Consider the following 25,614-nt stretch of genomic DNA (forward strand, 5'->3'; position numbering starts at 1 on the left):
CACCTCATCCTGCTTGTTAGATTGTTGCTGTCTTATGCAGCAATTTTACGTGACGTGCAATTCGACCCTAGGAGCAACTAGTCACCACTGCAACCGGTTAGCCCCTAGGGAATCATGCCCAGGGCTTTCGCAGTCAGCGCCAGCGACCGCCGTCTGGCGGCGGGATCGTAGGTCGCGCCCGAGACAATCAGCTCGTCGGCGCGGGTCCGTTCGATCACCTTGGCAATGCCATCGGCTACGGTTCGGGGGGCGCCGATCGCGCTGACCTGGCGCATGTGTTCCAGCATGGCGAGCGCGCTGGGCGGCAGGGTCTGGCGATAGCCCGGCACCGGCGGTTTGAACTTGCCCGGCGTCCCGCTGCGCAATGCGACAAAGCTCTGGTCCATCGACGTGCAGAGCAGCGCCGCCTCTTCGTCGCTGTCGGCGGCAATGACGTTCATCGCCACCATGACGTGCGGCTTGTCGAGCGTCGGCGAGGGGCGGAACTGGCGGCGGTAGACCTCCAGCGCCTGGTCAAGCAGGTCCGGCGCGAAGTGCGAGGCGAAGGCATAGGGCAGGCCTAGCGCAGCGGCGAGCTGCGCGCCGAAGGTGCTCGATCCCAGCATCCACAGCTCGGGCCGGGCGCCGTATCCCGGCGTGGCGCGCAGGCCGATGTCGGGCTCGCCGGTCAGCAGTGCGCGCAGCTCGACCACGTCCTGGGGGAACATCTCGGACACCCGGCCAAGATCGCGGCGCAGCGCCTGGCCAATGCGCGGGTCGGCACCCGGGGCACGGCCAAGGCCCAGGTCGACCCGCCCGGGAAACAGCGCGTCAAGCGTTCCGAACTGTTCGGCAATGACGAAGGGGTTGTGATTGGGCAGCATGATCCCGCCCGAACCGATGCGGATCGTCGCGGTGGCATGGCCGACATGGGCCAGCACCACGGCGGTCGCCCCGCCAGCCACCCCGTCCATCGCATGATGTTCGGCCACCCAGAACCGCTTGTAGCCCGCCGCTTCGGCCGCCCGGGCCAGCAGCGCGGTCTCGGCCAGCGCTTCGGCCGGGCCGGAGCCTTCGCGGACGGGAACCAGGTCGAGGACGGAAAGCGCGATCACCGGGACGATGGTGCGGCGTCAGGCCCCAGTTGGTCAAGGTATTGCTTGGCGGTTTTTGCACTGTCGCTGCCCGGCGCGGCGGCAATCACCGATTGCCAGCTGCGCCGCGCCGCGGCGTCGCGCCCGCCGAGCACGGCGATGACCCCCGCTTCAAGCCCGACCTCGGGGTCGAGCGGGGTGATCGCCGCGGCCTTTTCGATATAGCCCTGGGCCTCGCCCAGCTTGCCCTGGCGACGCAGCAGCGTGGCCGAGAGCAGCCAGCCGACCGCGTTCTCCGGCGCACCGGCGCGGGCTTCGGTCAGGGCGGCGGCGGCCTCGTTGTCGCGCTTGAGGGCGACCAGCGCGCGGGCCCGGTCGATTGCCACTTCGGCGGCGAGGTGGGCATCGCCCGCGCCCAGCGCTTCGCCGTGCGCGGTGTCGAGCAGGGCCAGGGCCCGGTCCGGTCCACCTTCGACCAGCGCAGCATTGGCGGCCATCGCCCCCAGCCGCGCGCGGTCGGCGCGCTCGTTCGCGGGGGTATCGTCACGGGCAGCCGTAAAGGCAGCCTCGGCGTCATTCCACCGCGCCAGCCCGGTCAGCGCCAGGCCCAGGCAGTGGCCCGGCGCGGCGCGCTGCGAGCCCTTCAGACTGTTGCGCCAGGCCTCGGCCACGTCAACAGCGGCAGTGGGCTCGTTCCGCGCCAGGGTCAGGCACTCGTTCAGCCGCGTCGCCGCTGGACTCGGCGGGGTGACAGGCTGGACCAGCACCGACTTGTGCTTGGGCATTTCCAGCGGAGCCTGGATCTGGGTTCCGGTCGGGCCGATCTGGGCGAGCAGCGGGAGCAGGGCGGCAAGGGGCAGCGGCATGGGCGGTTCCGTTATCTGGCCAGCGCGGACAGGGTGTCCAGCAGCACGGCGATGTCTGCGTCGCGCGACAGGCGATGGTCGCCGTCCTTGATCAGGGTCACCTGCACGTCGGCTGAACGCAGCGCCGCGGCGAGGTCGAGCGAAAGCTGCCACGGCACGTCGGGATCGCACTGGCCGTGGAGCAGCCGCACCGGGCATGTCAGCGCGATGTCGCGGCCCAGCAGCAGCTGGGCCTGGCCATCGTTCCAGAAGCGGGGAAAGGTCGGTGTCGGCTGGGGGCCATAGGCGTTTTCCTCGAACACGGTTTCGCCGGCGAGCAGTTCGGCTTGCTGCTCGTCGCTGAAGCCCCAGGCGGTAAAGTCCGGGGCGGCGGCGATGCCGACCAGCGCCGCAATCCGCTCGGGCATGGCCAGCGCCACGAGCAGCATCAGCCAGCCGCCCATCGAGGAGCCGATCAGCACCGCCTTGCCGGGGCACTGCGCCTCGATCAGCGCCGCCACCTCGTCGCGCCAGCGGGTCAAGGTGCCCTCGGCAAAATCGCCCGGGCTCTCGCCGCAGCCCGAATAGTCGAGCAGCAGGCAGGCCCGGCCCTGCGCCGCCGCCCAGTCGAACACCGCGCTCGCCTTGCTCCCCGCCATGTCGGACATGTAGCCGGGCAGGAACACCAGCGTCGGTTCGGTGCCGACCCTGTGGCGATAGGCGATGCGGCGGCCGTCGGGCAGGTCGTGAAAGGTCGTGGTCAAGCAGAGGCTCCCTTGCACCTGTCCTGCGCGCGGGAGCCTTTGCTTGCAACCGTCAGCGCAGGAAATCGGCCAGCGCTGCGACGAAGGCCTTGGGTTGGTCGAGCATCACGAAATGCGCGGAATCGCGCACCTCGACCGACTTGAAGGTACGCGCGCCGCGAAACTGCGCGGCATAGAACGCGGCGGTCTGCTCTGCGGTGAAGCGCCCCTGGGCCCACGGGTAGACCAGCGTGATCGGTGCGGAGATCCGCGGTAGATCGCCGCGCAGATCGGTGGTCATGTCCTCGTACATCGCCCGCGCGGTGACCCGCGCATCAGCCTTGGGCGCCCAGGCGCGGACCAGCGCGGTCGCGGCCGGATCGCGCGTCATCCCGGTGGTCTGGCGATCGATCACTGCCCGATCGGCGGGCTTGCCATAGGTTGCCGCAACCCCGTCGCGCATCGCCCGCGCCATCGGCTCGACGGCAGCGACGCTGGCCTCGCTGCCCGGCGGCACGGCGAGCACGCCGAAGAACGGCAAGGCATCGACGATCATCAGCCGTCCGGCATCCTTGGGGTGGTCCCGGCCGAGCAGCAGCGCGGTCAGCCCGCCCAGCGAATGACCGACCACCGCCGCGCCTTGCAGCTTCTCCCGTTCGATCAGCCGGTGCAGATCGGCGACCACGCCGTCAAGGACCGGCGCGTCGAGGTTCTTGCCGGGGGCGTCGCCGCCAAAGCCGTTGACCTGGATCAGATAGACGCGGTGCGTCCTGGCGAGGTCGCTCGCAACCCCGTCCCACACCGCGCGCGGCGTGGCGAGACCGGGGATCAGGATCACCGCGCTGCCGTTCTGGCCATGGCGCACCACTGAGATGTGATCAAAGCGCTGTTCGGCAGGTGCGGATACTGCGGGGCGGGCCTGGGTCGGCATGGCGGAGGTCAGCAGGGCGAGCGAAAGGGTGGCCGCGCAGGCGGCGATCAGGCGTTTCATGTCAGTGTCCTTTACGTGGGCGCGGTCAGTCGCGCTGAAAGATGTCTTCGATGCGAAGTTCAAACAGGTCGGCGATGCGGAAGGCGAGGGGAAGCGAGGGATCGTACTTGCCGGTCTCGATCGCGTTCACGCTCTGGCGCGACACTTCAAGGCGGTCGGCCAGATCCTGCTGGCTCCAGTTGCGCTCGGCGCGCAGCACCTTGAGCCGGTTGTTCATGCGCAGTCCCCGCTCGTGCCCAGGGTCAGCCGGTTGTACAGCGCGCCGACGCCCAGCCCGGCAAACCAGAAGAACGCCGCGCCGAACCCGCCGTTGCCGGGGGCGACAAGGTCGAAATTCTGGAGCCATTCCCATACCGTCATCACGGTCAGGCAGAAGCCGGTAGCGACCAACGCCTGACGGACGTGGAGCAGGCGGACGAATTCGTCCTTCTCTTCGACGATCAGCCGCATCACGGCCCAGAACACGCCGATGATCGGCAGGCCCGGCAGGATCGCCAGGGCATAGGCCAGCGCGCCGTGGGCCAGCTGATGCTTGAACATCCATTTGGCGAAGAACAGCGTGGCGACATAGATCGTCATCAGCACCGCAAGCCGCAGGGTATAGCGCCGGGCGGCTGGGGACATCTTGGTGGACATGGAAAGCTCCTTTGTCTGAATGACAAGGACACTTTACGAACGATTCGCGATTGTGTCAAGTACCATTGACATAATGACGCGCAAGCTTGTCGATGATCGCCATTGCAGTGTCATTTGCCTGCGTTAGTGTCCCGCGCACTTGCCAGGAGAACACCATGTCAGAATTGCCGCCTTCCACCGCCCGGATCACCGCCAGCCGGCGCCAGTTGCTGGCGGCGGGAACGCTCGGCGTGGCTGCGCTGGGTATGCCGCTGGCCGCGGCGGGCTTGCCGCGCGGGTTCACCCACGGGGTGGCGAGCGGCGAGCCGGGGGCGGACCGGGTGCTGCTGTGGACGCGCTTTGTAGCGCCGGCGGACACCGCGCTGCGCTGGGAAGTGTCGGACAGCGCCGACTTCACCCGTGTCGTCAGCGGCGGGACCGTTTCCGCTTCTCCGGCCAGCGACGGCTGTGCCAAGGCCTGGGCGACCGGGCTCAACCCCGGCACCTGGTACTTCTACCGCTTCATCGCGCCGGACGGTTCGTTGTCCGATGTCGGCCGCACCCGCACCCTGCCCAGCGGCAAAGTCGCGCGCTTTCGCATGGCGGTGTTCTCGTGCTCGAACATGGGGTTCGGCTTCTTCAACGCCTATGCCCATGCCGCCGAAGCGGGCGACTTCGACCTGGCGATGCACCTCGGTGACTATTTCTATGAATATCATCGCGGCGAATATCCCAGCGCCAAGCAGGTCATGCCCGGACGCGAATCGCCGCTCGACGAGGCGGTGACCCTGGCGGGGTACCGCGAACGTTTTGCCGCCTACCGCGCCGATCCCGATCTGCAGCGGATCCACCAGGTCCTGCCGATGATCGCGATGTGGGACGATCACGAAGTGGCCAACGACACCTGGCAGGGCGGGGCCGAGAACCACCAGCCGGGCGAAGGCGACTGGCAGACGCGCAAGCGGCTGGCCGAACAGGCTTACCGCGAATGGATGCCGGTGTCGGACGACTATTACGCCACGTATGAGATCGGCGATCTCGCCACGCTGTTTCGGCTCGAAAGCCGTCACCTTGCGCGCAGCCAGCAGCTCGACCTGGTGGGCGCGGCAAAGGCCGCGGCGCCCGGCGCGGTCGATGCGGCGCTGCGCACGTTCCGCGACGGGGCCTGGCAGGCGGCCGACCGGACCCTGCTCGGCGCGCAGCAGGAAGCCTGGCTGGGCGCGGCGCTCAAAGCCTCGGTCAAGGCGCGCAAGCCGTGGCAGGTGTTGGGCCAGGAAGTGGTGATGGGGTCGCTGGCCTTGCCCGACGGCGTGATCGACGGCCTGCCCGCGACCGCCGCCGACTGGCTGCGTCAGCGCCTGAACACCACGGTTACTGCGGCGCACGAGGGGCTGCCCTTCAACATGGACGCGTGGGACGGCTATCCCGCCGCGCGCGACCGGCTCTACAAAGCCAGCCTTGAAGCGGGGGCCAATCTGGTCGTGTTGTCGGGCGACAGCCACAACGCCTGGGCCTTCGATCTCGACCGCAAGGGCGCGCGGGTCGGGGTCGAAATGGGCGGCCATTCGGTCACCTCGCCGGGGGCCGAACAGTCCCTGCCGTGGAAGCAGCCCGCCGATCTGGCCGCCGAGCTGGTCGGGCTCAATCCGCAGCTCAAATGGTGCGACACCGCGCAGCGCGGCTACATGGCGGTCGAACTCACCCCGGCGGCGGCCAGCAGCGAGTGGCGCTTCATGTCCAATGTCCGGCAAAAGGGCACGGCTCTGGCGGGGACCAAGCGGATGACGGTGCTGGCCGGGCAGCGGAAGTATTCGACTTCGTAAGGTTTGCCTGCTAGCGGCGGAGGCGATGACACTGCGCTACGCCTTGCCGCTGACTACTACTACCACCCGGGCATTCCCGGGGCGGGTGGCTGCGGCCTGACGGCCAAGGCGCACCGCCGTCCGGGTTCGGGCGGCTGGCGTCTCCTTCCGAACCTGCCGAAACGATCGACGCCGCCCCTTCCGGTGCGTGACGGCTTGTGCCAAAGCGCGCCAAATCGTTCGAGAGTACTCCCATGTCCGAAGTCCTGAAGATCAGCCTGCCCGATGGTTCCGTCCGCGAAATGCCGGCTGGATCGACCCCGGCTGACGTCGCCGCGGCAATCGGCCCCGGCCTGGCCAAGGCGGCGATCGCCGCGCGTATCGATGGCGAACTGGTCGATCTGACCCGGCCGTTCAGCGGCGATGCCGCGCTGGCGCTGGTGACCAATCGCGACGAGGCCGACGCGCTGGAACTGGCGCGCCACGACTTCGCCCACGTTCTGGCCGAAGCGGTCCAGGCGCTCTGGCCCGGCACGCAGATCACCTTTGGTCCGGCGACCGACGACGGCTTCTATTACGACGTCATGGCCCCGGCCAGCCGCGCGCCGTTCAGCATGGAGGACCTGCCCGCTATCGAGGACAAGATGCGGGCGATCATCAAGGCCGACAAGCCGCTGCGCCGCGAGGTGTGGAGCCGCCAGCAACTGATCGACAAGTGGTCGGGCGAGGGCGAAAGCTTCAAGGCCGAATGGGCGCGCGAATTGCCCGAGGGCGAGGAGCTGACGGTCTACTGGTCGGGAGACGACTGGCTCGACATGTGCCGTGGGCCGCATCTGCCCAGCACCGGCAAGCTCGATCCGCAGGCGTTCAAGCTGATGCGCGTCGCCGGCGCCTATTGGCGCGGCGACCAGAAGAATGCGCAGCTGACGCGCATCTATGGCACCGGCTGGCTGAACAAGAAGCAGCTCGACGCGCACTTGCTGCGCCTGGAAGAAGCGGCCAAACGCGATCACCGCAAGCTGGGCCAGGAAATGGACTTGTTCCACCTTCAGGCCGAAGCGCATGGCAGCGTTTTCTGGCACCCTCAGGGCTATGTCATCTACCGCGAGTTGGAGGATTACATCCGCCGCGCGGTGCAGGGCGCCGGGTGCAAGGAAGTGAAGACGCCGCAGGTAATGGACGCCCGCCAGTGGGAACAGTCCGGCCACTGGGGCAAGTACCGCGCCAACATGTTCGTGATCCCCGACGAGGTTCCGAACACCGAGGACGACGGCCCGGTGATCAGCGGCGAGGGCGACTGGATGGCGCTCAAGCCAATGAACTGCCCGGCCCACGTGCTGATCTTCCGCCAGGGGATCAAGAGCTACCGTGATCTGCCGTTGCGCCTGGTCGAGAATGGCTGCTGCCACCGCAACGAACCGCACGGCGCGCTGCACGGGCTGATGCGGGTGCGCCAGTTCACCCAGGACGATGGCCACATTTTCTGCCGCGAAGACCAGATCGTCGGCGAAGTGCGCAGCTTTTGCGAACTGGCCGACCGCGTTTATCGCGACTTCGGCTTCACCTATGCGGTCAAGCTGGCGCTGCGCCCCGAGCAACGCTTCGGCAGCGATGCCGACTGGGACAAGGCCGAACAGGAACTGCGCCAGGCGGTGATCGACGCCGGCCTGGCGACCGAGGAGTATGGCTGGGAAGAACTGCCCGGCGAAGGCGCGTTCTATGCCCCCAAGCTGGAATGGCACCTGACCGATGCGATCGGGCGGACCTGGCAGGTCGGCACGATCCAGTCCGACCGGGTGCTGCCCGAACGGCTCGACGCCAGCTACATCGGCGAGGACGGCGAGAAGCACCGCCCGGTGATGCTCCACCGCGCGATCTTCGGCTCCTATGAGCGCTTCATCGGCATCCTGATCGAACACTACGCCGGCAAGCTGCCGGTGTGGCTCGCCCCGACCCAGGCGGTGGTGGCGACGATCGTCTCGGATGCCGATCCCTATGCTGCGGAGGTCACCCGCCAGCTGGCGGCAGCGAGTATCCGGGTCGAAACCGACATGCGCAACGAGAAGATCAACTACAAGGTCCGCGATCACAGCTTCAAGAAGGTCCCGCACCTTCTTGTTGTCGGAAAGCGCGAGGCCGATGAAGGCACCGTGGCCCTTCGGACACTTGGCGCCGAGCACCAGAAGGTTATGCCGCTGGCCGAGGCGATCGCCCTGCTGACCGCGGAGGCGACCCCGCCGGATTTGCGCGTCGGCTGAGCGGCCGGCACGCCGGACAAGGGGGGGACGATGGAAACGTTGATCAAGGCTTCGCTGGTCCTCAACATTGCCGTGCTGGTCCCGGTCTGCGGCAGCCTGCTGGCCGGCGCGGGGTGGACGGCCAGCGCCTATGGCCCGCCCAGCCCGGCGCGGGGGATCCTGCTGTCGATCTACCTGGCGATCCTGCTGGTTTCAGCCGGACTGCTGTTCCGACCGGTTCCGGCCATGGTCGCGGCACTGCTGGTCGTGCAGATCCTCTACAAGGTCACTACGCCGGTCACTGTCGGAACGCTGGCCAACCCTGTCGTGCTCAGCAATCTCGCGATCGCGGCGTTCCACATGGTGACGGTCCGGGCCATCGCGATGAAGGCCGGCCTGTGATCGCCATTTACGACCGGGAGTTTGCCTCATTCTTTTTGCCGGACTGACCCCCGCCCAGATTGCCATCGCACTGGCCGCGGCGCTGGCGGCGGCCTTCGTGCGCGGACTGGCCGGGTTCGGCATGGCTATCCTGCTGGTCCCGGTGCTGGGCCTGGCAGTACCTCCGCGCGAGGCGGTTGTTGTCGCCAACTGGCTTGGCCTGCTGATCGGGCTGGTCGGGCTCAAGACCATTATCGGACAGAGCGAGCGCAGTGCCTTCACCATTTCCGCGCTTGCTGTGCTGGCAACCCCGCTTGGCGTGTGGCTGCTGGCTGTGACCGATCCTGCTCTGGCGCGGCTGCTCATCGCACTGATCGCGCTGGGTTCGTTCGTGCTGGTGCTGTTGCCCAAGCGGCCCGCGCATCATTTGCCGGGCGTGGCGGAAACCGGAGCAACCGGTCTGGTTTCCGGCGTGCTGACCGGGTTTGCCGGAATGCCCGGCCCGCCGGTCGTTCCCTATTACCTGCGCCGGGCGATCCCGCCGGGGCTGGCCCGCGCATCGATGATGACGATCTTCCTGGCCACTTCGCTGGCCGGGGTCGTCTCGGCGCTGGTGCTGCGCGTTGCAACCTGGCGCGGGCCGCTGCTGGGCGCAGCGCTGTTTCCGGCCGTACTGCTGGGCAACTGGCTCGGCCACAAGGCCTTCGGCCGGATCGGCGAAACCGCGTGGCGCAGTTTCACTGGAGCAGTGCTGGGGCTGGCGGCGGCAGCGGCGCTGTGGCGCCTGCTGCAGACCTAGACTGAGGCGGCGAAGGCCTTGCTTGCAAGGCACGCGGTGCTGGCAGCCGCGGCCGGGGCGAAATAGCCGGCACCGATCAGCGCCAAGGCGCAGGTATAAAGCATCGCCCGGCGTGTCGCTTCGGGCGAAAGCTGGATTGCCTGACGGGCAGCGAGAGTGAGAGCCTGGGCCATGTCCCCGTTATGGCCGCGCTGCCCTTACCGAAGCGTAAACAGACTTGGCCCGCCACGCGAAAGGGGCGCGTGACGGGCCAAACTTCCTCCCCAGGAAGATGGTGTGCGGACTAAGCCGCGAACTGGTTCATCGTGTTCGCCGAACCACCGGCCTTCAGCGCGGCTTCGCCGGCGAAGTATTCCTTGTGATCGTCGCCGATGTCGCTGCCGCTCATGTTCTGGTGCTTGACGCAAGCGATGCCCTGACGGATTTCGGCGCGCTGGACGTTCTTGACGTAGCCCAGCATGCCCTGATCGCCGAAGTATTCGCGGGCCAGGTTGTCGGTGCTGAGCGCCGCGGTGTGATAGGTCGGCAAGGTGATCAGGTGGTGGAAGATCCCCGCCTGCGCCGCGGCATCGCGCTGGAAGGTGCGGATGCGTTCATCAGCCTCGTCAGCCAGCGCCGTGCCGTCATAGTCGACGCTCATCAGCTTCGCCCGGTCATAGGCACTCACATCCTTGCCGGCTTCGGCCCATGCATCGAACACCTGCTGGCGGAAATTGAGCGTCCAGTTGAAGCTGGGGCTGTTGTTGTAGACCAGCTTGGCATTGGGAATGACTTCGCGGATGCGGCTGACCATGCCGCCGATCTGGCCGATATGCGGCTTTTCGGTTTCGATCCACAGCAGGTCGGCGCCGTTCTGCAGGCTGTTGATGCAGTCCAGAACGCAGCGGTCTTCTCCGGTGCCGGCGCGGAACTGGAACAGGTTCGAGGCAAGCCGCTTGGGCTTCACCAGCTTGCCGTCGCGGCTGATCAGCACGTCGCCGTGGCCCAGGTTCGCCGCATCGACGTCTTCGCAATCGAGGAAGCTGTTGTACTGGTCGCCGATGTCGCCAGCTTCGCGGGTGAAGGCGATCTGCTTGGTCAGGCCGGCGCCGAGCGAGTCGGTGCGCGCGACGATCACGCCGTCTTCGACGCCGAGTTCCATGAAGGCGTAACGCACCGCGCGGATCTTGGCGATGAAGTCCTCGTGCGGCACGGTGACCTTGCCGTCCTGGTGGCCGCACTGCTTTTCGTCCGAGACCTGGTTCTCGATCTGGATGCAGCAGGCACCCGCTTCGATCATCTTCTTCGACAGCAGATAGGTCGCCTCGGCATTGCCGAAGCCGGCATCGATGTCGGCAACGATCGGGACGATGTGGGTTTCGTGATTGTCGATCGCGGTCTGGATCTGCTTGGCCTTGACCTCGTCCCCGGCATTGCGGGCGGCGTCGAGATCGCGGAACAGCATGCCCAGCTCGCGCGCATCGGCCTGCCGCAGGAAGGTGTAGAGCTCTTCGATCAGCGCCGGAACGCTGGTCTTTTCGTGCATCGACTGGTCGGGCAGCGGGCCGAATTCGCTGCGCAGCGCGGCGACCATCCAGCCCGACAGGTACAGGTAGCGGCCCTTGGTGGTGCCGAAGTGCTTCTTGATCGAAATCATCTTCTGCTGGCCGATGAAGCCGTGCCAGCAGCCCAGCGACTGGGTGTACTGGGCCGGATCGGCATCATAGGCGGCCATGTCGCGGCGCATGATCGCAGCGGTGTAGCGCGCGATGTCGAGCCCGGTCTGGAAGCGGTTCTGCAGGCGCATGCGGGCGACGCTGGTCGCATCGATCCCGCTCCAGTTGGCGGCATTGGGCGCGATCTGCTTGTCGGCGTCGGCGATGGTCTGCTGATAGGTCATGGTCTTCGTTCCCGTGAAAGCGGCCGCCGGGCCGCGTCATGGCCCGGGGATGGCGCTTTGCTGCACTGCGGTGAAGGGTCTGCAGAGTCGACTTGTCAAACCTTACAACTATTCCTTGTAAAGCTGTGCAGACATGACAAAAGGCGCAAATGAGCGAATCGCGCCCCCTTTACCTCGGCCCGCGGCTGCGCCGGCTGCGCCGCGAACTGGGACTGACCCAGCAGGCCATGGCCGGCGATCTGGGAATCTCGCCCAGCTATGTCGCGCTGCTCGAACGCAACCAGCGCCCGCTCACTGCCGACCTGCTGGTCCGCCTGACGCGCAGCTACCGGCTCGATCTGGGTGAGTTCGCCGGTGACGACAGCGAGGACTATGCCCGCCGCATCGGCCAGGTGCTGCGTGATCCGCTGTTTGCCGATATCGATCTGCCGGCGCTGGAAGTCGCCGATCTGGCGACCAGCTTTCCCGGAGTCAGCGAAGCGCTGCTGCGGCTCCACGGTGCCTACAACCGCGAACAGCGCGCACTCGCCGAACAGCGCGAGGCTCCGGGAGCGGAGCGGGCGAGCGACCCGGTGGCCGAAGCGCGCCGCTTCGTTGCCCAGCACCGCAACTATTTCCACGCGATCGACACCAAGGCCGAAGAGCTTGCCGCCGCCATTGCCCGGGCGGGATCGATGACCGAATGGCTGCGCGCCGAACACGGCCTCAGGGTGCGCTACCTGCCCCCCGATGTGATGATGGACGCGCTGCGCCGCCACGACCGCCACAACAGCCAACTGCTGATCGACGATACGTTGGACGGAGCCAGTCGCGCCTTTCAGGTCGCCAGCCATGTCGCCTACGTGTCACTGAAGCGCGAGATCGCCGCAACCATGGCCCAGGAGGCCTTTGCCAGCCCGACCGCGACCAGCCTGGTGCGGCGGGCACTGGCGGCCTATGGCGCGGCGGCAATCCTGATGCCTTACGACCGCTTCGCGCGCGCGGTCGAAGCGCGGGCCTATGACGTCGAAGCATTGAGCCGGCAGTTCGGGGCCAGCTTCGAACAGGTCGCGCACCGCCTGACCACCTTGGGCCGGCCGGGCCAGCTGCGCATTCCCTTCTTCTTCATCCGCGTCGATCCCGCCGGCAATGTATCCAAACGGCTCGACGGGGCGGGCTTTCCCTTCGCCGCGCATGGCGGCGGCTGTCCGTTGTGGTCAGTCCATTCGGTGTTTCGCACCCCCGGCGAGGTGGTGACCCAGTTCCTCGACCTGCCCGATGGCCAGCGCTTCTTCTCGATCGCCCGGACCGTATCGGCCGGCGGCGGCAGCTGGGACCGGCCGCGCGTGACCCGGGCGATTGCCCTGGCCTGTGCCGCCGAACACGCGCCGCAGCTCGTCTATGCGCGCGGCAGCGATCCTCGCACGGTGGAGGCAACCCCGATCGGGGTGACCTGCCGCCTGTGCAATCGCCCGGCCTGCGCCGCGCGGGCCGTGCCCCCGGTCGGGCGCGAGATCCTCGACGATGATACCCGGCGCACGATTGCGCCCTTTGCGTTCGACGAGGGCTAGAGCGGCAGCGCCTTTCGTGGCATCGCAGGAGTCATGCCCGGAATCGACCCAACGCTGACCTTCCATCCGCTCGGCATCGCCGTGCTGACCATTTCCGACACCCGCAACGCGGAGACCGATACCTCGGGTGCGTTGCTGTGCGAACGGCTGACCGGGGCGGGCCATATGCTCAAGGACCGGGCCATCGTCCGCGACGACATCGCGGCGATCCAGGCGCAGCTCAAGGCGTGGATCGCCGACCCCGCAATCGAGATCATCCTGACCACCGGCGGCACCGGCTTTTCCCCGCGCGACAACACCCCCGAAGCGGTGAGGCCCCTGCTGCGGCGCGAGATGGACGGCTTCGCCATCGCCTTCCAGAGCAAGAGCCTGACCACCGTCGGGGTCGCGGCGATGCAGTCGCGCGCCTTTGCCGGGCAGGCCGGGGACAGCTTCATCTTCTGCGTGCCGGGATCGACCGGCGCCTGCCGCGATGCCTGGGACGGCCTGCTCGAACTCGAACTCGACAGCCGCCACAAGCCCTGCTCGATCGCCGGCGCGCTGCCGCGCCTGCGCGACCTTTGCGCGTGATCACCTTCGATCAGGCCCAGGCGCTCCTCGCGGCCGCAGTCACGCCGCTGGGTATCGAGGAGCTGGCGATCGGCGAGGCTGCCGGACGCGTGCTGGCCGAGGACGTGCACGCCGCCTTGCCCAGCCCGCGCCGCGACGTCTCCAGCATGGACGGCTATGCCCTGCGCCTGGCCGATGCGGCAGTCAGCTCGACCCTGGCGCTGGTCGGGGAAAGTTTCGCCGGCGGCGCGCTGCCACCACCGGTCGGCCCAGGGCAGGCGGTGCGCATCTTTACGGGCGCTGCGGTGCCGCAGGGCGCCGACGTGGTAATCATTCAGGAGAACTGCGAGGCTGGTCCCGGCCAGGTGACGATCGAGCGCGCCTTCGGCTCCGGGCGGAACATCCGCAGCATGGCGGGCGACTTTGCCGCCGGGGACTTGCTGCTGCCCAAAGGACGGCGGCTGGATCCACTGGCTATGGTCACCCTGGCGGCGGCCGACCGCGCACAGGCAATGGTGTTCAATCGACCTCGCGTCGCCGTGATCGCGACCGGGGACGAACTGGCCGCGCCCGGAACCGCACGGGATCATCCGCTGGCGATCCCGGAATCGGTGTCGTTCGGCATTGCTGCGATGATTGGCGAACATGGCGGAGCGATCGTCCACCGCGCCACTGGGGGCGACAGTCTGCCCGCGCTTGAAGCCGCGGCTGGCGAAGCGCTCGGCCTTGCCGATCTGGTCGTCATCACTGGCGGCGCCTCGGTCGGAGAACGGGATTTCGCCAAGGCGATGTTCGCGCCGCACGGGCTTGATCTGGTTTTTGCCAAGGTGGCGATCAAGCCGGGCAAGCCGGTCTGGCTCGGCCGCGCGCAGGGCAAATGGGTGCTCGGGCTGCCGGGCAATCCGACCTCGGCGATGGTCACCGCGCGGCTGTTCCTCGTCCCGCTGCTGGCGGTACTGCAGGGGCAGCGCGGCGACGCGCTGCTCGATTGGACCGACCTGCCATTGGGCACGGACCTGCCGCCCGGCGGAGAGCGCGAAACCTTCGTGCGGATGATGGCATCACCCCGCGGCCTGGTTCCGCTGGGCAACCAGGATTCGGGGGTGCAGGGTGCGCTATCGTCGGCGCAGTGGCTGGTGCGGCGAGCCATCGCTGCCGGGGCGGCCCGTGCCGGCGAAACCGTCCCGGCGCTGCGTTTCTGAGCCTGCGCCCCGGCAAAATACGAATGCAGGCCCCCTTTGCCGGTTGCCGCCGGGTAGCAGTTCCGCCAAGGTTTGCGCCAAGGGGATGACCGGATTGGAAAAAGGCGCGCCGGCTGCACTGTGCGGCCCGGTCGTTTGCCCCTTCGGTGGAGACGCAACTGGTGGCCCGTTCCGATACTTCCGGCGCACTCGATCTCGATGCCGAAATCCTGGCGTCGCTGCGCTATCGCGTCGGCAAGAACGAGGCTGCGGCCAAACCCCACGACTGGTTCAACGCTGCGGTCAAGGCGCTGCGCGACAAGATCGTCGACGCGTGGATGGATTCGACCACGCGGACCTATGCCGCGGGCGGCAAGCGGGTCTATTACCTCAGCCTTGAATTCCTGATCGGGCGGCTGCTGCGCGACGCGCTGTCGAACCTGGGGCTGACCGCCGAAATGGAAGCGGCGCTGCGCAGCCACGGGCTCGACCTGGCCGAACTGGAAGAGCTGGAACCCGATGCGGCGCTGGGTAATGGCGGGCTCGGGCGGCTGGCGGCATGCTTCATGGAAAGCCTCGCCAGCCTCGATATCCCGGCTTACGGCTATGGCATCCGCTATGTGAACGGGATGTTCCGCCAGCGGATCAAGGACGGCTGGCAGATCGAGCTGCCCGAAACCTGGCTGGCCCACGGCAACCCGTGGGAGTTCGAACGCCGGGAAAGCTCGTACCGCATCGGTTTCGGCGGCGAGGTGGTGGCCGAGGGTGAGCGCGCGGTGTGGAAGCCGGCCGAACTGGTCGAGGCGACCGCGGTCGATACGCCCGTGGTCGGCTGGCGCGGCAAGCGGGTCAACACGCTGCGCCTGTGGACCGCCATCGCGCTCGATCCGATCCGGCTCGACGCCTTCAACGCCGGCGACCATTTCGGCGCGCTGGCCGATCAGGTGCGGGCCGATTCGCTGGTCCGGGTGCTCTATCCCGCCGACAGCAGCGCCGCCGGGCAGGAACTGCGGCTGCGCCAGGAATACTTCTTCACCGCGGCCTCGATCCAGGACATCGTCCGCCGCCAGGTGCAGTACCAGAAGGACGTCCGCACCCTGCCCGACGAAGCGGCGATCCAGCTTAACGACACCCACCCCGCGGTGGCCGTGGCCGAGCTGATGCGGCTGCTGATCGACGATCACGGGATCGATTTCGACGAAGCGCTCGACATCACCCGGCGGACCATTGCCTATACCAACCACACCCTGCTGCCCGAAGCGCTGGAAACCTGGCCGCTGCCGTTGTTCGAACGGCTGCTGCCGCGCCACATGCAGATCATTTATGCGATCAACAGCCGGGTGCTGAAGGAAGCGCGCAAGGCCGGGCTGGACGACGCCGCGGTTGCCGCGATCTCGCTGATCGCCGAAGGCGGCGAGCGGCGGGTGCGGATGGCCAACCTGGCCTTCACCGGGGCGCACAGCGTCAACGGGGTGGCGGCGCTGCATACCGAGCTGATGAAATCGACGGTCTTTGCCGATCTCCACGCGCTCTATCCGGCGCGGATCAACAACAAGACCAACGGGGTCACCCCGCGGCGCTGGCTGCAGCAGTGCAATCCGGGGCTGACCAGCCTGCTGCGCGAAGCGATCGGCGACGGCTTCCTCGACGATACCAACCAGCTCGAAAAGCTGAACGCGCTGGCGGGTGATGCCGCGCTGCAGGAGCGCGCCCACGCGGTCAAGCGGATGAACAAGGTCGCGCTGGCGGCGCATGTTGCCGACCTGACCGGGGTGCGGATCGATCCCGACGCGCTGTTCGACGTCCAGATCAAGCGGATCCACGAATACAAGCGCCAGCTGCTCAACCTGGTCGAGACGGTTGCGCTCTATGACCAGATCCGCAGCCATCCCGAGCGCGACTGGGTGCCGCGGGTCAAGATCTTCGGCGGCAAGGCCGCGGCGAGCTATCACAACGCCAAATTGATCATCAAACTGGCCGGCGACATCGCCCGGCGGGTCAACGCCGATCCCTCGGTCGGCGGGCTCTTGAAGGTGGTGTTCGTCCCCAATTACAACGTCACCCTGGCCGAACGGATCATTCCGGCGGCGGACCTGTCCGAACAGATCAGCACCGCGGGCATGGAAGCCAGCGGCACCGGCAACATGAAGTTCGCGCTCAACGGCGCGCTGACCATCGGCACGCTCGACGGGGCGAATATCGAGATCAAGGACCGGGTCGGCGACGACAATATCGTCATCTTCGGGCTGACCGCCGACGAGGTCGCGGCCAAGCGCGCCAATGGCTATGAGCCGCGCGCCGTGATCGAAGGCCACCGCGAACTGTGCCAGGCGGTCAACTCGATCGCCTCCGGCGTGTTCTCGCCCGACGATCCGGACCGCTACAAGGATCTGATGAACGGGCTTTACGACCACGACTGGTTCATGGTCGCGGCCGATTTCGAGGACTACACCGATGCCCAACGCAGCGTCGACCGGCGTTGGCTCGATCAGGCCGGGTGGCGCGCCGCGGCGCTGCGCAACGTTGCCAACATGGGCTGGTTCTCGTCCGACCGGACGATCGGCGAATATGCCCGCGACATCTGGGGCGTGCGGTGAAGCCCCCGGCGTCGGCGATGACCGCCCTGCTTGCGGGCACCCACGCCGACCCCTTTGCGCTGCTCGGCCTGCATGCCGGGCCCGAGGGCACCTTCGCCCGCGCGCTGCTGCCCGGTGCGGAACAGGCCAGCGCCTTTTCGCTGAAAGGTGCGGCGCTGGGCAAGCTGGCCCGGGTCGACGATCGCGGGCTGTTCGAAGGCAAGGTCAAGGGCAAGCCGCGACCGGTCAAATACCGCTGCCGCGCCGGAAGCCATGAGTGGTGGGTTACCGATCCTTATTCGTTCGGCCCGGTGCTGGGCCCGACCGACGATTTCCTGATCAACGAAGGCACCCACCTGCGCCTGTTCGACAAGCTGGGCGCGCATTGCCTCAACCATGAAGGGGCCGACGGGGTCCACTTCGCGGTCTGGGCACCCAATGCCGCGCTGGTCAGCCTTGTCGGCGACTTCAACGATTGGGATGGTGCCCGCCATCCGATGCGCAAGCGGCTCGACATCGGGGTGTGGGAATTGTTCGTCCCCGACCTGGGCGAGGGCCGCGCCTACAAGTACCGGATTGTCGGGGCCGACGGCACGGTCCAGCCGCTCAAGGCCGATCCCTATGCCTTCGCCAGCGAGCTGCGGCCCAAGACCGCATCGCTGACCACCCGCACCGGCAAGGGCGACTGGGGCGACGCCGCGCACCGCAAATTCTGGGCCTCTGTCGATCCGCGCCGCCAGCCGATTTCAATCTATGAAGTCCATCCCGGATCGTGGCAGCGCGACGACAATGGCTGGTTCCTGACCTGGGACGAGATGGCCGCCCGACTGATCCCCTACGTGGTCGACATGGGCTTTACCCATATCGAGTTCCTGCCGGTGAGCGAGCACCCCTACGATCCCTCATGGGGTTACCAGACCACCGGGCTTTATGCGCCATCGGCCCGGTTCGGCGATCCACAGGGCTTTGCCCGCTTCGTCGATGGCGCGCACCGCGCCGGCGTCGGCGTGCTGATCGACTGGGTCCCGGCGCACTTCCCGGTCGACGAACATGGCCTCGCCAGGTTCGACGGCACCGCGCTGTACGAGCATGAGGACCCCAAGCTGGGCTTCCATCCCGACTGGAATACCGCGATCTACAACTTCGGGCGGCGCGAGGTAGCGAGCTTCCTGGTCAACAACGCGCTGTTCTGGGCCGAGCGCTATCACGTCGACGGGATGCGGGTCGATGCCGTTGCCTCGATGCTCTACCGCGACTACTCACGCAAGGCCGGCGAATGGATCCCCAATGCTGAGGGCGGGCGCGAGAACTGGGAAGCGGTCGATTTCCTTCGCGCCACCAACCGCGCGCTCCACGCCAGCCACCCCGGCATCCTGACCATTGCCGAGGAAAGCACCGCCTGGCCCGGCGTCTCACTCCCCGCCTATGACGAAGGCCCGCGCACCGCGCTGGGTTTCGGCTTCAAGTGGAACATGGGCTTCATGCACGACACGCTGCAATACATGCAGCGCGATCCGGTCCACCGCCAGCACCACCATAACGAGATCACCTTCGGGCTGACCTATGCCTTCAGCGAAAACTTCGTCCTGCCGCTGAGCCATGACGAGGTGGTCCACGGCAAGGGCAGCCTGCTGACCAAGATGAGCGGCGCCGACGACTGGCAGAAGTTCGCTTCGCTGCGCGCCTATTACGGCCTGATGTGGGGCTATCCCGGCAAGAAGCTGCTGTTCATGGGGCAGGAGTTTGCCCAGCGCCGCGAATGGAGCGAGGAGCGCGGACTCGACTGGGATCTGATCGGTGCACCCGCACATGCCGGGGTGCAGGCCCTGGTCCGCGACCTCAACCGTGCCTACTGCGATTTGCCCGCGCTCCACGCCCGCGACTGCGAGGGCGACGGCTTCGAATGGCTGGTGGTCAACGACGCCGGGGCTTCGGTCTTTGCCTGGCTGCGCAAGTGCCCGGGCGAAGCGCCGGTGGCGGTGATCAGCAATCTGACACCGCAGCTGCACGGGTCTTACCGCCTGCCGCTGCCCCATGACGGACGCTGGCGCGAGGCGGTCAATTCGGACGCCGCAATCTATGGCGGCAGCGGACAGGGCAATGGCGGAACGGTGACCGCACAGGACGGTGCGGCGCTGATCGTGCTGCCGCCGCTGGCCACTTTGATACTGGTTTACGAAGGTTGAGACGCCCCCAAGGGCGCGGCAAGGAGAGAGAGCGATGACCAAGCAAAGGTTGCATGCCCCGCTGGCCCGCGATGCGATGGCCTATGTCCTAGCCGGTGGGCGCGGCTCGCGGCTGATGGAACTGACCGACCGCCGGGCCAAGCCGGCGGTCTATTTCGGCGGGATGAGCCGGATTATCGATTTCGCGCTGTCCAACGCGATCAATTCGGGGATCCGCCGGATCGGCGTGGCGACCCAGTACAAGGCCCACAGCCTGATCCGCCACATGCAGCGCGGCTGGAACTTCCTGCGCCCCGAACGCAACGAAAGCTTCGATATCCTCCCCGCCAGCCAGCGCGTGTCGGAATTGCAATGGTACGAAGGCACCGCCGACGCGGTGTTCCAGAACATCGACATCATCGAGAGCCACGCGCCCAAATACATGGTCATCCTGGCCGGCGATCACATCTACAAGATGGACTATGAATTGATGCTGCAGCAGCACGTCAATTCCGGCGCGGATGTCACTGTCGGCTGCCTGGTGGTGCCGCGCGCCGAAGCCAGCGGGTTCGGGGTCATGGCGGTCGACAAGACCAGCCGGATCACCGCCTTCGTCGAAAAGCCCAAGGATCCGCCGGCGATGCCGGACAACCCCGACATGGCGCTCGCCTCGATGGGCATCTACGTGTTCGAGACGAAGTTCCTGTTCGAACAATTGCGCCGCGATGCCGCCGATCCCGCCAGCAAGCGCGACTTCGGCGGGGACATCATCCCCTACATCGTCAAGCACGGCAAGGCGGTGGCGCACAAGTTCACCGACAGCTGCATCCGCGCCGCCGACGAGATCGAGGAATACTGGCGCGACGTCGGTACGCTCGACGCCTATTTCGAGGCCAACCTCGACCTCACCGACGTGGTTCCCAAGCTCAACATGTACGACCGCGACTGGCGCATCTGGACCGACCAGATCGTCTCCAGCCCGGCCAAGTTCGTCCACGACGAAGAGGGCCGCCGCGGCCAAGCGGTCGCGTCGCTGATCAGCCAGGACTGCATCGTCTCGGGCGCCACGGCGCATCGCAGCCTGCTGTTCACCGGGGTCAAGATGGGCAGCTTTTCCAGCGTCCACGAAGGCGTGATCCTGCCCCATTGCAACATCGGCCGCGGGGCGCGGCTGAGCCGGGTGATCGTCGATTCCGGTGTGCGCATTCCGGAAAACCTTGTGGTCGGGGAGGATCCCGAACTTGACGGCAAGCGCTTTCGCCGGACCGACAGCGGGGTCTGCCTGATCACCAAGGCGATGATCGAACGGCTGGGATGACTCTGCGCGTCCTCTCGGTCGCTTCGGAAGCGGTGCCGCTGGTCAAGACCGGAGGGCTGGCCGACGTCGCAGGGGCGCTGCCCGCGGCGCTGGCCCCGCACGGGGTCGCCCTGACGACGATCCTGCCAGGCTATCCCGCCGTTGTCGCGGCGCTGAAGCGGGCCAAGGCGGTGCACGCGTGGACCGATCTGCTGGGCGAAGAGGCGCGGCTGCTGGCGGGCAAGATCGCCGGGCATCCGCTGCTGGTGCTCGATGCGCCGCACCTGTTCCAGCGCGATGGTTCGCCATATGGCGATGCGCAGGGCAGGGACTGGGAAGACAACTGGCGCCGCTTTGCCGCTTTCGGCCGGGCGGCAGCCGATGTCGCCGGCGGGGCAGTCAAGGGCCTGGCCTTCGACTTGATTCATGCCCACGACTGGCAGGCCGGCATGGCGCTGGCCTACAACCGCTTCGCCCCCGTTTCGGCGCCGCTGCCCGGGGTGATGACGATCCACAACATGGCCTTCCAGGGCTATTACGACGCGCGCATTTTCCGCGGCCTGGGCCTGCCCAAGGCGGCCTGGGCGATGGACGGGGTGGAAAGCTATGGCGGGGTCGGGTTCCTCAAGGCCGGGCTGCAGGCCGCCGATGCGATCACCACGGTCAGCCCCAGCTATGCCGCCGAGATCCGCCTGCCCGAATTCGGCATGGGGCTGGAAGGGCTGATCGCCAACCGCGGCGGCGACGTGACCGGGATCCTCAACGGGATCGACGCGGCGGAATGGAACCCGGCGAGCGATCCGGCGCTGGCCAGGACATATTCGGCCAAGACGCTGGCCGCGCGCAAGGCCAACAAGCGCGCGCTCGAGGCCGAGTTCGGCCTGACCAAGGACGACGGCCCGCTGTTCATCGTGGTCAGCCGACTGACCTGGCAGAAGGGCATGGACGTGCTGCCCGAAGTGCTCGACCACCTGGTCGGGCTGGGCGGGCGGCTGGCGCTGCTGGGATCAGGCGACGGGGCGATCGAGCGCGAGCTGCACCGCGCCGCCGCGCGCCATCCCGGCCGGATCGGCGTGCGGATCGGCTATGACGAGGCGCTGTCGCACCGCATGCAGGGCGGCGGCGATGCGATCCTGGTACCCAGCCGGTTCGAACCCTGCGGGCTGACCCAGCTCTACGGTCTGGCCTATGGCTGCGTGCCGGTGGTGGCGCGGACCGGCGGGCTGGCCGATACGGTGATTGACGCCAATGTCGCGGCGCTGGCCGCAGGCGTGGCAACCGGCGTGCAGTTCTCTGGCGTCGACTATCCCGCGTTCGCCCAGGCGATCAGCCGCACCATCGCGCTTTATGCCGACAAGCCGGCGTGGAAGCGCGTGCAGGCCAATGGCATGGCCGGCGACTTTTCCTGGGGACCCAGCGGCAAGGCCTATGCCGCGCTGTACAAACGCCTGATCGAGGCCCGTTCATGACCGTCATCACTCATCCGACCACGCCCTTTACCGACCAGAAGCCGGGCACGTCGGGGCTGCGCAAGAAGGTGCGGCATTTCCAGCAGCCGAACTATGCGGAAAACTTCATCCAGGCGGTGTTCGACGTGGTCCAGGCCGATCCCAGCGCGACGCTGGTGATCGGCGGCGACGGGCGGTTCCACAACCGCGCGGTGATCCAGACGGCGATCCGCATGGCCGCGGCCAATGGCTATGGCCGGGTGCTGGTCGGGCAGGGCGGGATCCTCTCGACCCCGGCGGCCAGCTGCGTGATCCGCAAGCACGGGGCCAGCGGCGGGCTGATCCTGTCGGCCAGCCACAATCCCGGCGGCCCGGACGAGGATTTCGGGATCAAGTACAACGGCGCCAACGGCGGCCCCGCGCCGGAGAACGTGACCGAGGCAATCTTTGCCCGAACGCTGGAGATCGACCGCTGGCTGACGGTCGAGGCGGCGGATGTCGATCTCGATTCGATTGGCACGGTCACGGTGGCGGGCATGACGGTCGACGTGATCGATCCCGTCGCCGACTGGGCCGACCTGATGGAAAGCCTGTTTGACTTCGCCGCGATCCGCGCCGCGGTGGCGGACGGGCTGACCATGGCCTTCGATGCGATGCACGCGGTCACCGGGCCCTATGCCCATGAAGTGCTGGAGCGCCGCCTTGGCTTTGCCTCCGGCACCGTGCGCAACGGCGTGCCGCTCGAGGATTTCGGTGGGCACCATCCCGATCCCAACCTGGTTCATGCCAAGGTGCTCTATGACCTGATGATGGACCCGGAAATGGCCCCGGCCTTCGGCGCGGCCTCGGACGGCGACGGCGACCGCAACCTGATCGTGGGCAAGGGGATCTTCGTCACCCCGTCGGACTCGCTCGCGATGCTGGCCGCCAATGCGCACCTTGCCCCGGGCTATGCCGCCGGCCTCAAGGGCATCGCCCGCTCGATGCCGACCAGCGCCGCCGCCGACCGTGTCGCGCATGGTCTCGGCATCCCCTGCTTCGAGACACCCACCGGCTGGAAGTTCTTCGGCAACCTGCTCGACGCCGGCATGGCCACGCTGTGCGGCGAGGAAAGCGCCGGGACCGGCTCCGACCACGTCCGCGAAAAGGACGGGCTGTGGGCGGTGCTGCTGTGGCTCAACATTCTGGCCGCGCGCGGGGAAAGCGTGGCCGAAATCGCCCGTCAACACTGGGCGCGGTTCGGGCGCAACTACTATGCCCGCCACGATTACGAAGCGATCGAGAGCGCCCGCGCCGATGTGCTGATGGCGGCGCTGATGGCGGCCCTGCCGGGGCTTGCCGGGCAAAGCTATAGCGGACTTGAGGTTGAGGCCGCCGACAGCTTTTCCTACCGCGATCCGGTCGATGGCTCGACCAGCGCCAACCAGGGCGTGCGCGTGCTGTTCACGGGCGGCTCGCGGGTGGTCTTTCGTCTGTCGGGCACCGGAACCGAAGGCGCGACATTGCGCGTCTACCTTGAACGCTATGAACCGGTCGGCGGCAATCTTGCCGCCGAAACCCCGCACATGCTGGCCGACCTGATCGCCGCCGCCGAATCGATTGCCGGGATCGCGCAGCACACCGGACGGACCGCGCCCGACGTCGTGACATGACCGCATTGGGCGCGCGGGTTGCGCGCGGAAAGACTGCCTTCGTCGTCCGCGCCCCGCAAGCCGCAGCGCTTTGGCTGTGCCTGTTCGATGGCGAGTCCGAAACGCGCCACGCGATGGCCCGCCAGGGCGACACCTGGACTATTGCGCTGCCCGGCGATCTGGCCGGGACCCGCTATGGCTACCGCGCCGAGGGCGAATGCGCCCCCGAACGCGGGCAATGGTTCGACCCGGCCAAGCTGCTCGTCGATCCCTACGCTCTCGAACTCGACCGGCGCTTTCAGCAGGTTTCCGAATTGGCCACGTTTGGCGTCGATACCGCGGGCTTCGTCCCACGCGCCATCGTCCCCGGCGCGCTGCCCAAGGTTCGGCGCCGCAAGCCGCGGTTCGCGCGCGGCGGGCTGATCTACGAACTCAACGTCCGTGCGTTTACGATCCTGCATCCGGACGTGCCCGAGGCGATCCGCGGTACCGTTGCGGCGCTGGCCCATCCGGCGGTCATCGCGCATTTGCGCAAGCTGGCGGTCGGCGCGGTTGAGCTGATGCCGATCGTCGCGTGCATCGACGAGCGCCACCTGCCGCCGCTCGGGCTGACCAATGCCTGGGGCTACAACCCGGTCGCACCGATGGCGCTCGATCCGGGGCTGTGTCCGGGCGGCGTGGCCGAACTACGCGATACCGTGGCGGCGCTCCACGCGGCGGGGATCGGGGTGATCCTTGATCTGGTGCTCAACCATACCGGGGAAAGCGATATGCACGGCGGCGTGCTGTCGCTGCGCGGGCTGGACGACGCCGCCTATGCCCATGACGCGGCGGGGCAGCTGATCAACGACACCGGCTGCGGCAACACCCTGGATTTCGCGCAGCCCGCCGTGCGGGCGCTGGCGCGCGAAACCTTGCACCACTTCGTCCGTCATTGCGGCATCGATGGCTTCCGCTTCGATCTCGCCCCGGTGCTGGCGCGCGGTCCCGGGTTCGATCCGCAAGCGCCCTTCTTTGCCGAACTTGCCGCCGATCCCGATCTGGCCGACCGGGTGCTGATCGCCGAACCGTGGGACATTGGCCCCGGCGGTTATCAGCTGGGCAATTTTCCGCCCGAATGGCTCGAATGGAACGATCGCTTCCGCGACGATGTCCGGCGGTTCTGGCGGGGTGACGCCGCGGTGGGCGATCTTGCCACGCGGCTCGCCGGATCGTCTGACCTGTTCGGCAAGGACTGCCGCAGCGTCAATTTCCTCGCCGCGCACGACGGTTTCACCCTGGCCGATTGCGCAGCCTATGCCGCGCGCCACAACCATGCCAACGGCGAGGACAATCGCGACGGCCACGGCGAGAACTTCAGCTGGAACAACGGTGCCGAGGGGCCGAGCGCCGATGCGGACGTGATCGCCCGCCGCCAGGCCGATCAGCGCGCCCTCCTCGCCACGCTGTTCGCTTCGACCGGCACGATCATGCTCACCGCGGGCGACGAATTCGGCCGCACCCAGCAGGGCAACAACAACGCCTATTGCCAGGACAATGCGATCGGCTGGATCGACTGGGAGAGCCGCGATGTTGCGCTGGAGGATTACATCGCCGCGCTGGCCCAGGCCCGCGCCGGACGGCTGGCGGGCTATTGCAGTTTTCCCGAGGGCGGCGTGTGGAACCACCCCGATGGGCAGGAAATGACGCCGGGCCAATGGCAGGACCCGGCAACCGACGGGTTCGACTTCATCCCGCCCGCTGGATCGGATCGCCCGCCACTCCGCGTGCGCCGCGCTGCGCGGGTCGTCGCAGGATAGCAGAGCGGCGGGCCAGCCTGTCGCTAACCCGCCGCTAAGCCGTCGCTATCGCA

The 25,614-nt window shown here is 67.4% G+C and carries 21 protein-coding genes; 13 read left to right on the plus strand and 8 right to left on the minus strand.

From position 1 onward, the window contains the following. Positions 1-104 precede the first annotated feature (104 nt). The 6 genes from ACFFF7_RS10950 to ACFFF7_RS10975 are packed head-to-tail and all read right to left on the minus strand — an operon-like array spanning position 105 to position 4,288. Entirely contained in the window at positions 105-1,094 is a 990-nt protein-coding gene (locus ACFFF7_RS10950) for an LLM class flavin-dependent oxidoreductase (protein WP_379481390.1), read from the minus strand. Then, positions 1,091-1,939: a tetratricopeptide repeat protein gene (locus ACFFF7_RS10955; protein WP_379481391.1), complete on the minus strand. Its 849-nt coding sequence runs from the start codon at positions 1,937-1,939 to the stop codon at positions 1,091-1,093. Before ACFFF7_RS10955 ends, ACFFF7_RS10950 begins: the two co-directional genes overlap by 4 nt. Before the next feature lie 11 nt (positions 1,940-1,950). Further along, on the minus strand, positions 1,951-2,682 hold the full coding sequence (locus ACFFF7_RS10960; RefSeq protein ID WP_379481392.1) for an alpha/beta fold hydrolase: 732 nt from the start codon (positions 2,680-2,682) through the stop codon (positions 1,951-1,953). Positions 2,683-2,734: 52 nt separating this feature from the next. Continuing rightward, positions 2,735-3,652 (minus strand): alpha/beta fold hydrolase, encoded by a 918-nt coding sequence (locus ACFFF7_RS10965; protein ID WP_379481393.1) that lies wholly within the window; start codon positions 3,650-3,652, stop codon positions 2,735-2,737. Positions 3,653-3,677: 25 nt separating this feature from the next. After that, complete coding sequence (locus ACFFF7_RS10970) at positions 3,678-3,869, minus strand: helix-turn-helix transcriptional regulator (protein WP_379481394.1); 192 nt, start codon at positions 3,867-3,869, stop codon at positions 3,678-3,680. Continuing rightward, entirely contained in the window at positions 3,866-4,288 is a 423-nt protein-coding gene (locus ACFFF7_RS10975; protein WP_379481395.1) for a hypothetical protein, read from the minus strand. Before ACFFF7_RS10975 ends, ACFFF7_RS10970 begins: the two co-directional genes overlap by 4 nt. Positions 4,289-4,443: 155 nt before the next feature. Between ACFFF7_RS10975 and ACFFF7_RS10980 the strand changes: the two genes are divergently transcribed. From ACFFF7_RS10980 to ACFFF7_RS10995, 4 genes are all read left to right on the plus strand, one after another. Further along, positions 4,444-6,090 (plus strand): alkaline phosphatase D family protein, encoded by a 1,647-nt coding sequence (locus ACFFF7_RS10980; protein ID WP_379481396.1) that lies wholly within the window; start codon positions 4,444-4,446, stop codon positions 6,088-6,090. Between the two features lie 233 nt (positions 6,091-6,323). After that, the gene (gene thrS / locus ACFFF7_RS10985) at positions 6,324-8,327 is read left to right on the plus strand and encodes a threonine--tRNA ligase (RefSeq protein WP_379481397.1); all 2,004 of its coding nucleotides are present in this window, start codon (positions 6,324-6,326) and stop codon (positions 8,325-8,327) included. Positions 8,328-8,357: 30 nt separating this feature from the next. Then, on the plus strand, positions 8,358-8,708 hold the full coding sequence (locus ACFFF7_RS10990; protein ID WP_379481398.1) for a hypothetical protein: 351 nt from the start codon (positions 8,358-8,360) through the stop codon (positions 8,706-8,708). 82 nt (positions 8,709-8,790) lie between these two features. Beyond that, positions 8,791-9,486, plus strand: a complete 696-nt coding sequence (locus ACFFF7_RS10995; protein WP_379481850.1) for a TSUP family transporter — start codon at positions 8,791-8,793, stop codon at positions 9,484-9,486. Here the strand turns inward: ACFFF7_RS10995 and ACFFF7_RS11000 are convergent. Both ACFFF7_RS11000 and ACFFF7_RS11005 read right to left on the minus strand, forming a co-directional pair. Further along, positions 9,483-9,659, minus strand: coding sequence for a hypothetical protein (locus ACFFF7_RS11000; protein ID WP_379481399.1), 177 nt, complete (start codon positions 9,657-9,659; stop codon positions 9,483-9,485). The two genes, ACFFF7_RS10995 and ACFFF7_RS11000, sit on opposite strands and share 4 nt — an antisense overlap. Before the next feature lie 110 nt (positions 9,660-9,769). Beyond that, complete coding sequence (locus ACFFF7_RS11005) at positions 9,770-11,365, minus strand: isocitrate lyase (RefSeq protein WP_379481400.1); 1,596 nt, start codon at positions 11,363-11,365, stop codon at positions 9,770-9,772. 149 nt (positions 11,366-11,514) lie between these two features. Here ACFFF7_RS11005 and ACFFF7_RS11010 point away from each other — a divergent pair, with 149 nt between their 5' ends. The 9 genes from ACFFF7_RS11010 (at position 11,515) to glgX (ending at position 25,561) form a co-directional block, all read left to right on the plus strand. Continuing rightward, positions 11,515-12,915: a helix-turn-helix domain-containing protein gene (locus ACFFF7_RS11010; protein ID WP_379481401.1), complete on the plus strand. Its 1,401-nt coding sequence runs from the start codon at positions 11,515-11,517 to the stop codon at positions 12,913-12,915. A 33-nt stretch (positions 12,916-12,948) separates the two neighbouring features. Beyond that, a complete protein-coding gene (locus ACFFF7_RS11015; protein WP_379481402.1) occupies positions 12,949-13,485 on the plus strand; it encodes a molybdopterin-binding protein in 537 nt (178 codons plus the stop codon). Beyond that, on the plus strand, positions 13,482-14,666 hold the full coding sequence (locus tag ACFFF7_RS11020) for a molybdopterin molybdotransferase MoeA (RefSeq protein ID WP_379481403.1): 1,185 nt from the start codon (positions 13,482-13,484) through the stop codon (positions 14,664-14,666). Before ACFFF7_RS11015 ends, ACFFF7_RS11020 begins: the two co-directional genes overlap by 4 nt. Positions 14,667-14,827: 161 nt before the next feature. Then, positions 14,828-17,242 (plus strand): glycogen/starch/alpha-glucan phosphorylase, encoded by a 2,415-nt coding sequence (locus ACFFF7_RS11025; protein WP_379481404.1) that lies wholly within the window; start codon positions 14,828-14,830, stop codon positions 17,240-17,242. Beyond that, positions 17,239-19,407: a 1,4-alpha-glucan branching protein GlgB gene (gene glgB / locus ACFFF7_RS11030; protein ID WP_379481405.1), complete on the plus strand. Its 2,169-nt coding sequence runs from the start codon at positions 17,239-17,241 to the stop codon at positions 19,405-19,407. The genes ACFFF7_RS11025 and glgB overlap by 4 nt, the downstream gene beginning before the upstream one ends. 34 nt (positions 19,408-19,441) lie before the next feature. Continuing rightward, complete coding sequence (glgC, locus tag ACFFF7_RS11035) at positions 19,442-20,704, plus strand: glucose-1-phosphate adenylyltransferase (RefSeq protein WP_379481406.1); 1,263 nt, start codon at positions 19,442-19,444, stop codon at positions 20,702-20,704. Continuing rightward, positions 20,701-22,152, plus strand: a complete 1,452-nt coding sequence (gene glgA / locus ACFFF7_RS11040; RefSeq protein ID WP_379481407.1) for a glycogen synthase GlgA — start codon at positions 20,701-20,703, stop codon at positions 22,150-22,152. Before glgC ends, glgA begins: the two co-directional genes overlap by 4 nt. Next, on the plus strand, positions 22,149-23,783 hold the full coding sequence (locus ACFFF7_RS11045; RefSeq protein WP_379481408.1) for an alpha-D-glucose phosphate-specific phosphoglucomutase: 1,635 nt from the start codon (positions 22,149-22,151) through the stop codon (positions 23,781-23,783). The genes glgA and ACFFF7_RS11045 overlap by 4 nt, the downstream gene beginning before the upstream one ends. Then, positions 23,780-25,561, plus strand: a complete 1,782-nt coding sequence (glgX, locus tag ACFFF7_RS11050; protein ID WP_379481409.1) for a glycogen debranching protein GlgX — start codon at positions 23,780-23,782, stop codon at positions 25,559-25,561. Before ACFFF7_RS11045 ends, glgX begins: the two co-directional genes overlap by 4 nt. Positions 25,562-25,614 lie beyond the last annotated feature (53 nt).

This window comes from Novosphingobium aquiterrae, from assembly GCF_042434435.1.
GTDB classification, from domain to species: Bacteria; Pseudomonadota; Alphaproteobacteria; order Sphingomonadales; family Sphingomonadaceae; genus Novosphingobium; species Novosphingobium aquiterrae.

Excerpts from the sequence above, each read along its gene's own strand:
- ACFFF7_RS10955 (WP_379481391.1), bottom strand. The coding sequence starts at position 1,939 with ATGCCGCTGCCCCTTGCCGCCCTGCTCCCGCTGCTCGCCCAGATCGGC.
- ACFFF7_RS10965 (WP_379481393.1), bottom strand. The coding sequence starts at position 3,652 with ATGAAACGCCTGATCGCCGCCTGCGCGGCCACCCTTTCGCTCGCCCTG.
- ACFFF7_RS10970 (WP_379481394.1), bottom strand. The coding sequence starts at position 3,869 with ATGAACAACCGGCTCAAGGTGCTGCGCGCCGAGCGCAACTGGAGCCAG.
- ACFFF7_RS10975 (WP_379481395.1), bottom strand. The coding sequence starts at position 4,288 with ATGTCCACCAAGATGTCCCCAGCCGCCCGGCGCTATACCCTGCGGCTT.
- ACFFF7_RS10980 (WP_379481396.1), top strand. The coding sequence starts at position 4,444 with ATGTCAGAATTGCCGCCTTCCACCGCCCGGATCACCGCCAGCCGGCGC.
- thrS (WP_379481397.1), top strand. The coding sequence starts at position 6,324 with ATGTCCGAAGTCCTGAAGATCAGCCTGCCCGATGGTTCCGTCCGCGAA.
- ACFFF7_RS10990 (WP_379481398.1), top strand. The coding sequence starts at position 8,358 with ATGGAAACGTTGATCAAGGCTTCGCTGGTCCTCAACATTGCCGTGCTG.
- ACFFF7_RS11000 (WP_379481399.1), bottom strand. The coding sequence starts at position 9,659 with ATGGCCCAGGCTCTCACTCTCGCTGCCCGTCAGGCAATCCAGCTTTCG.
- ACFFF7_RS11005 (WP_379481400.1), bottom strand. The coding sequence starts at position 11,365 with ATGACCTATCAGCAGACCATCGCCGACGCCGACAAGCAGATCGCGCCC.
- ACFFF7_RS11010 (WP_379481401.1), top strand. The coding sequence starts at position 11,515 with ATGAGCGAATCGCGCCCCCTTTACCTCGGCCCGCGGCTGCGCCGGCTG.
- ACFFF7_RS11015 (WP_379481402.1), top strand. The coding sequence starts at position 12,949 with ATGCCCGGAATCGACCCAACGCTGACCTTCCATCCGCTCGGCATCGCC.
- glgC (WP_379481406.1), top strand. The coding sequence starts at position 19,442 with ATGACCAAGCAAAGGTTGCATGCCCCGCTGGCCCGCGATGCGATGGCC.
- glgA (WP_379481407.1), top strand. The coding sequence starts at position 20,701 with ATGACTCTGCGCGTCCTCTCGGTCGCTTCGGAAGCGGTGCCGCTGGTC.
- ACFFF7_RS11045 (WP_379481408.1), top strand. The coding sequence starts at position 22,149 with ATGACCGTCATCACTCATCCGACCACGCCCTTTACCGACCAGAAGCCG.
- glgX (WP_379481409.1), top strand. The coding sequence starts at position 23,780 with ATGACCGCATTGGGCGCGCGGGTTGCGCGCGGAAAGACTGCCTTCGTC.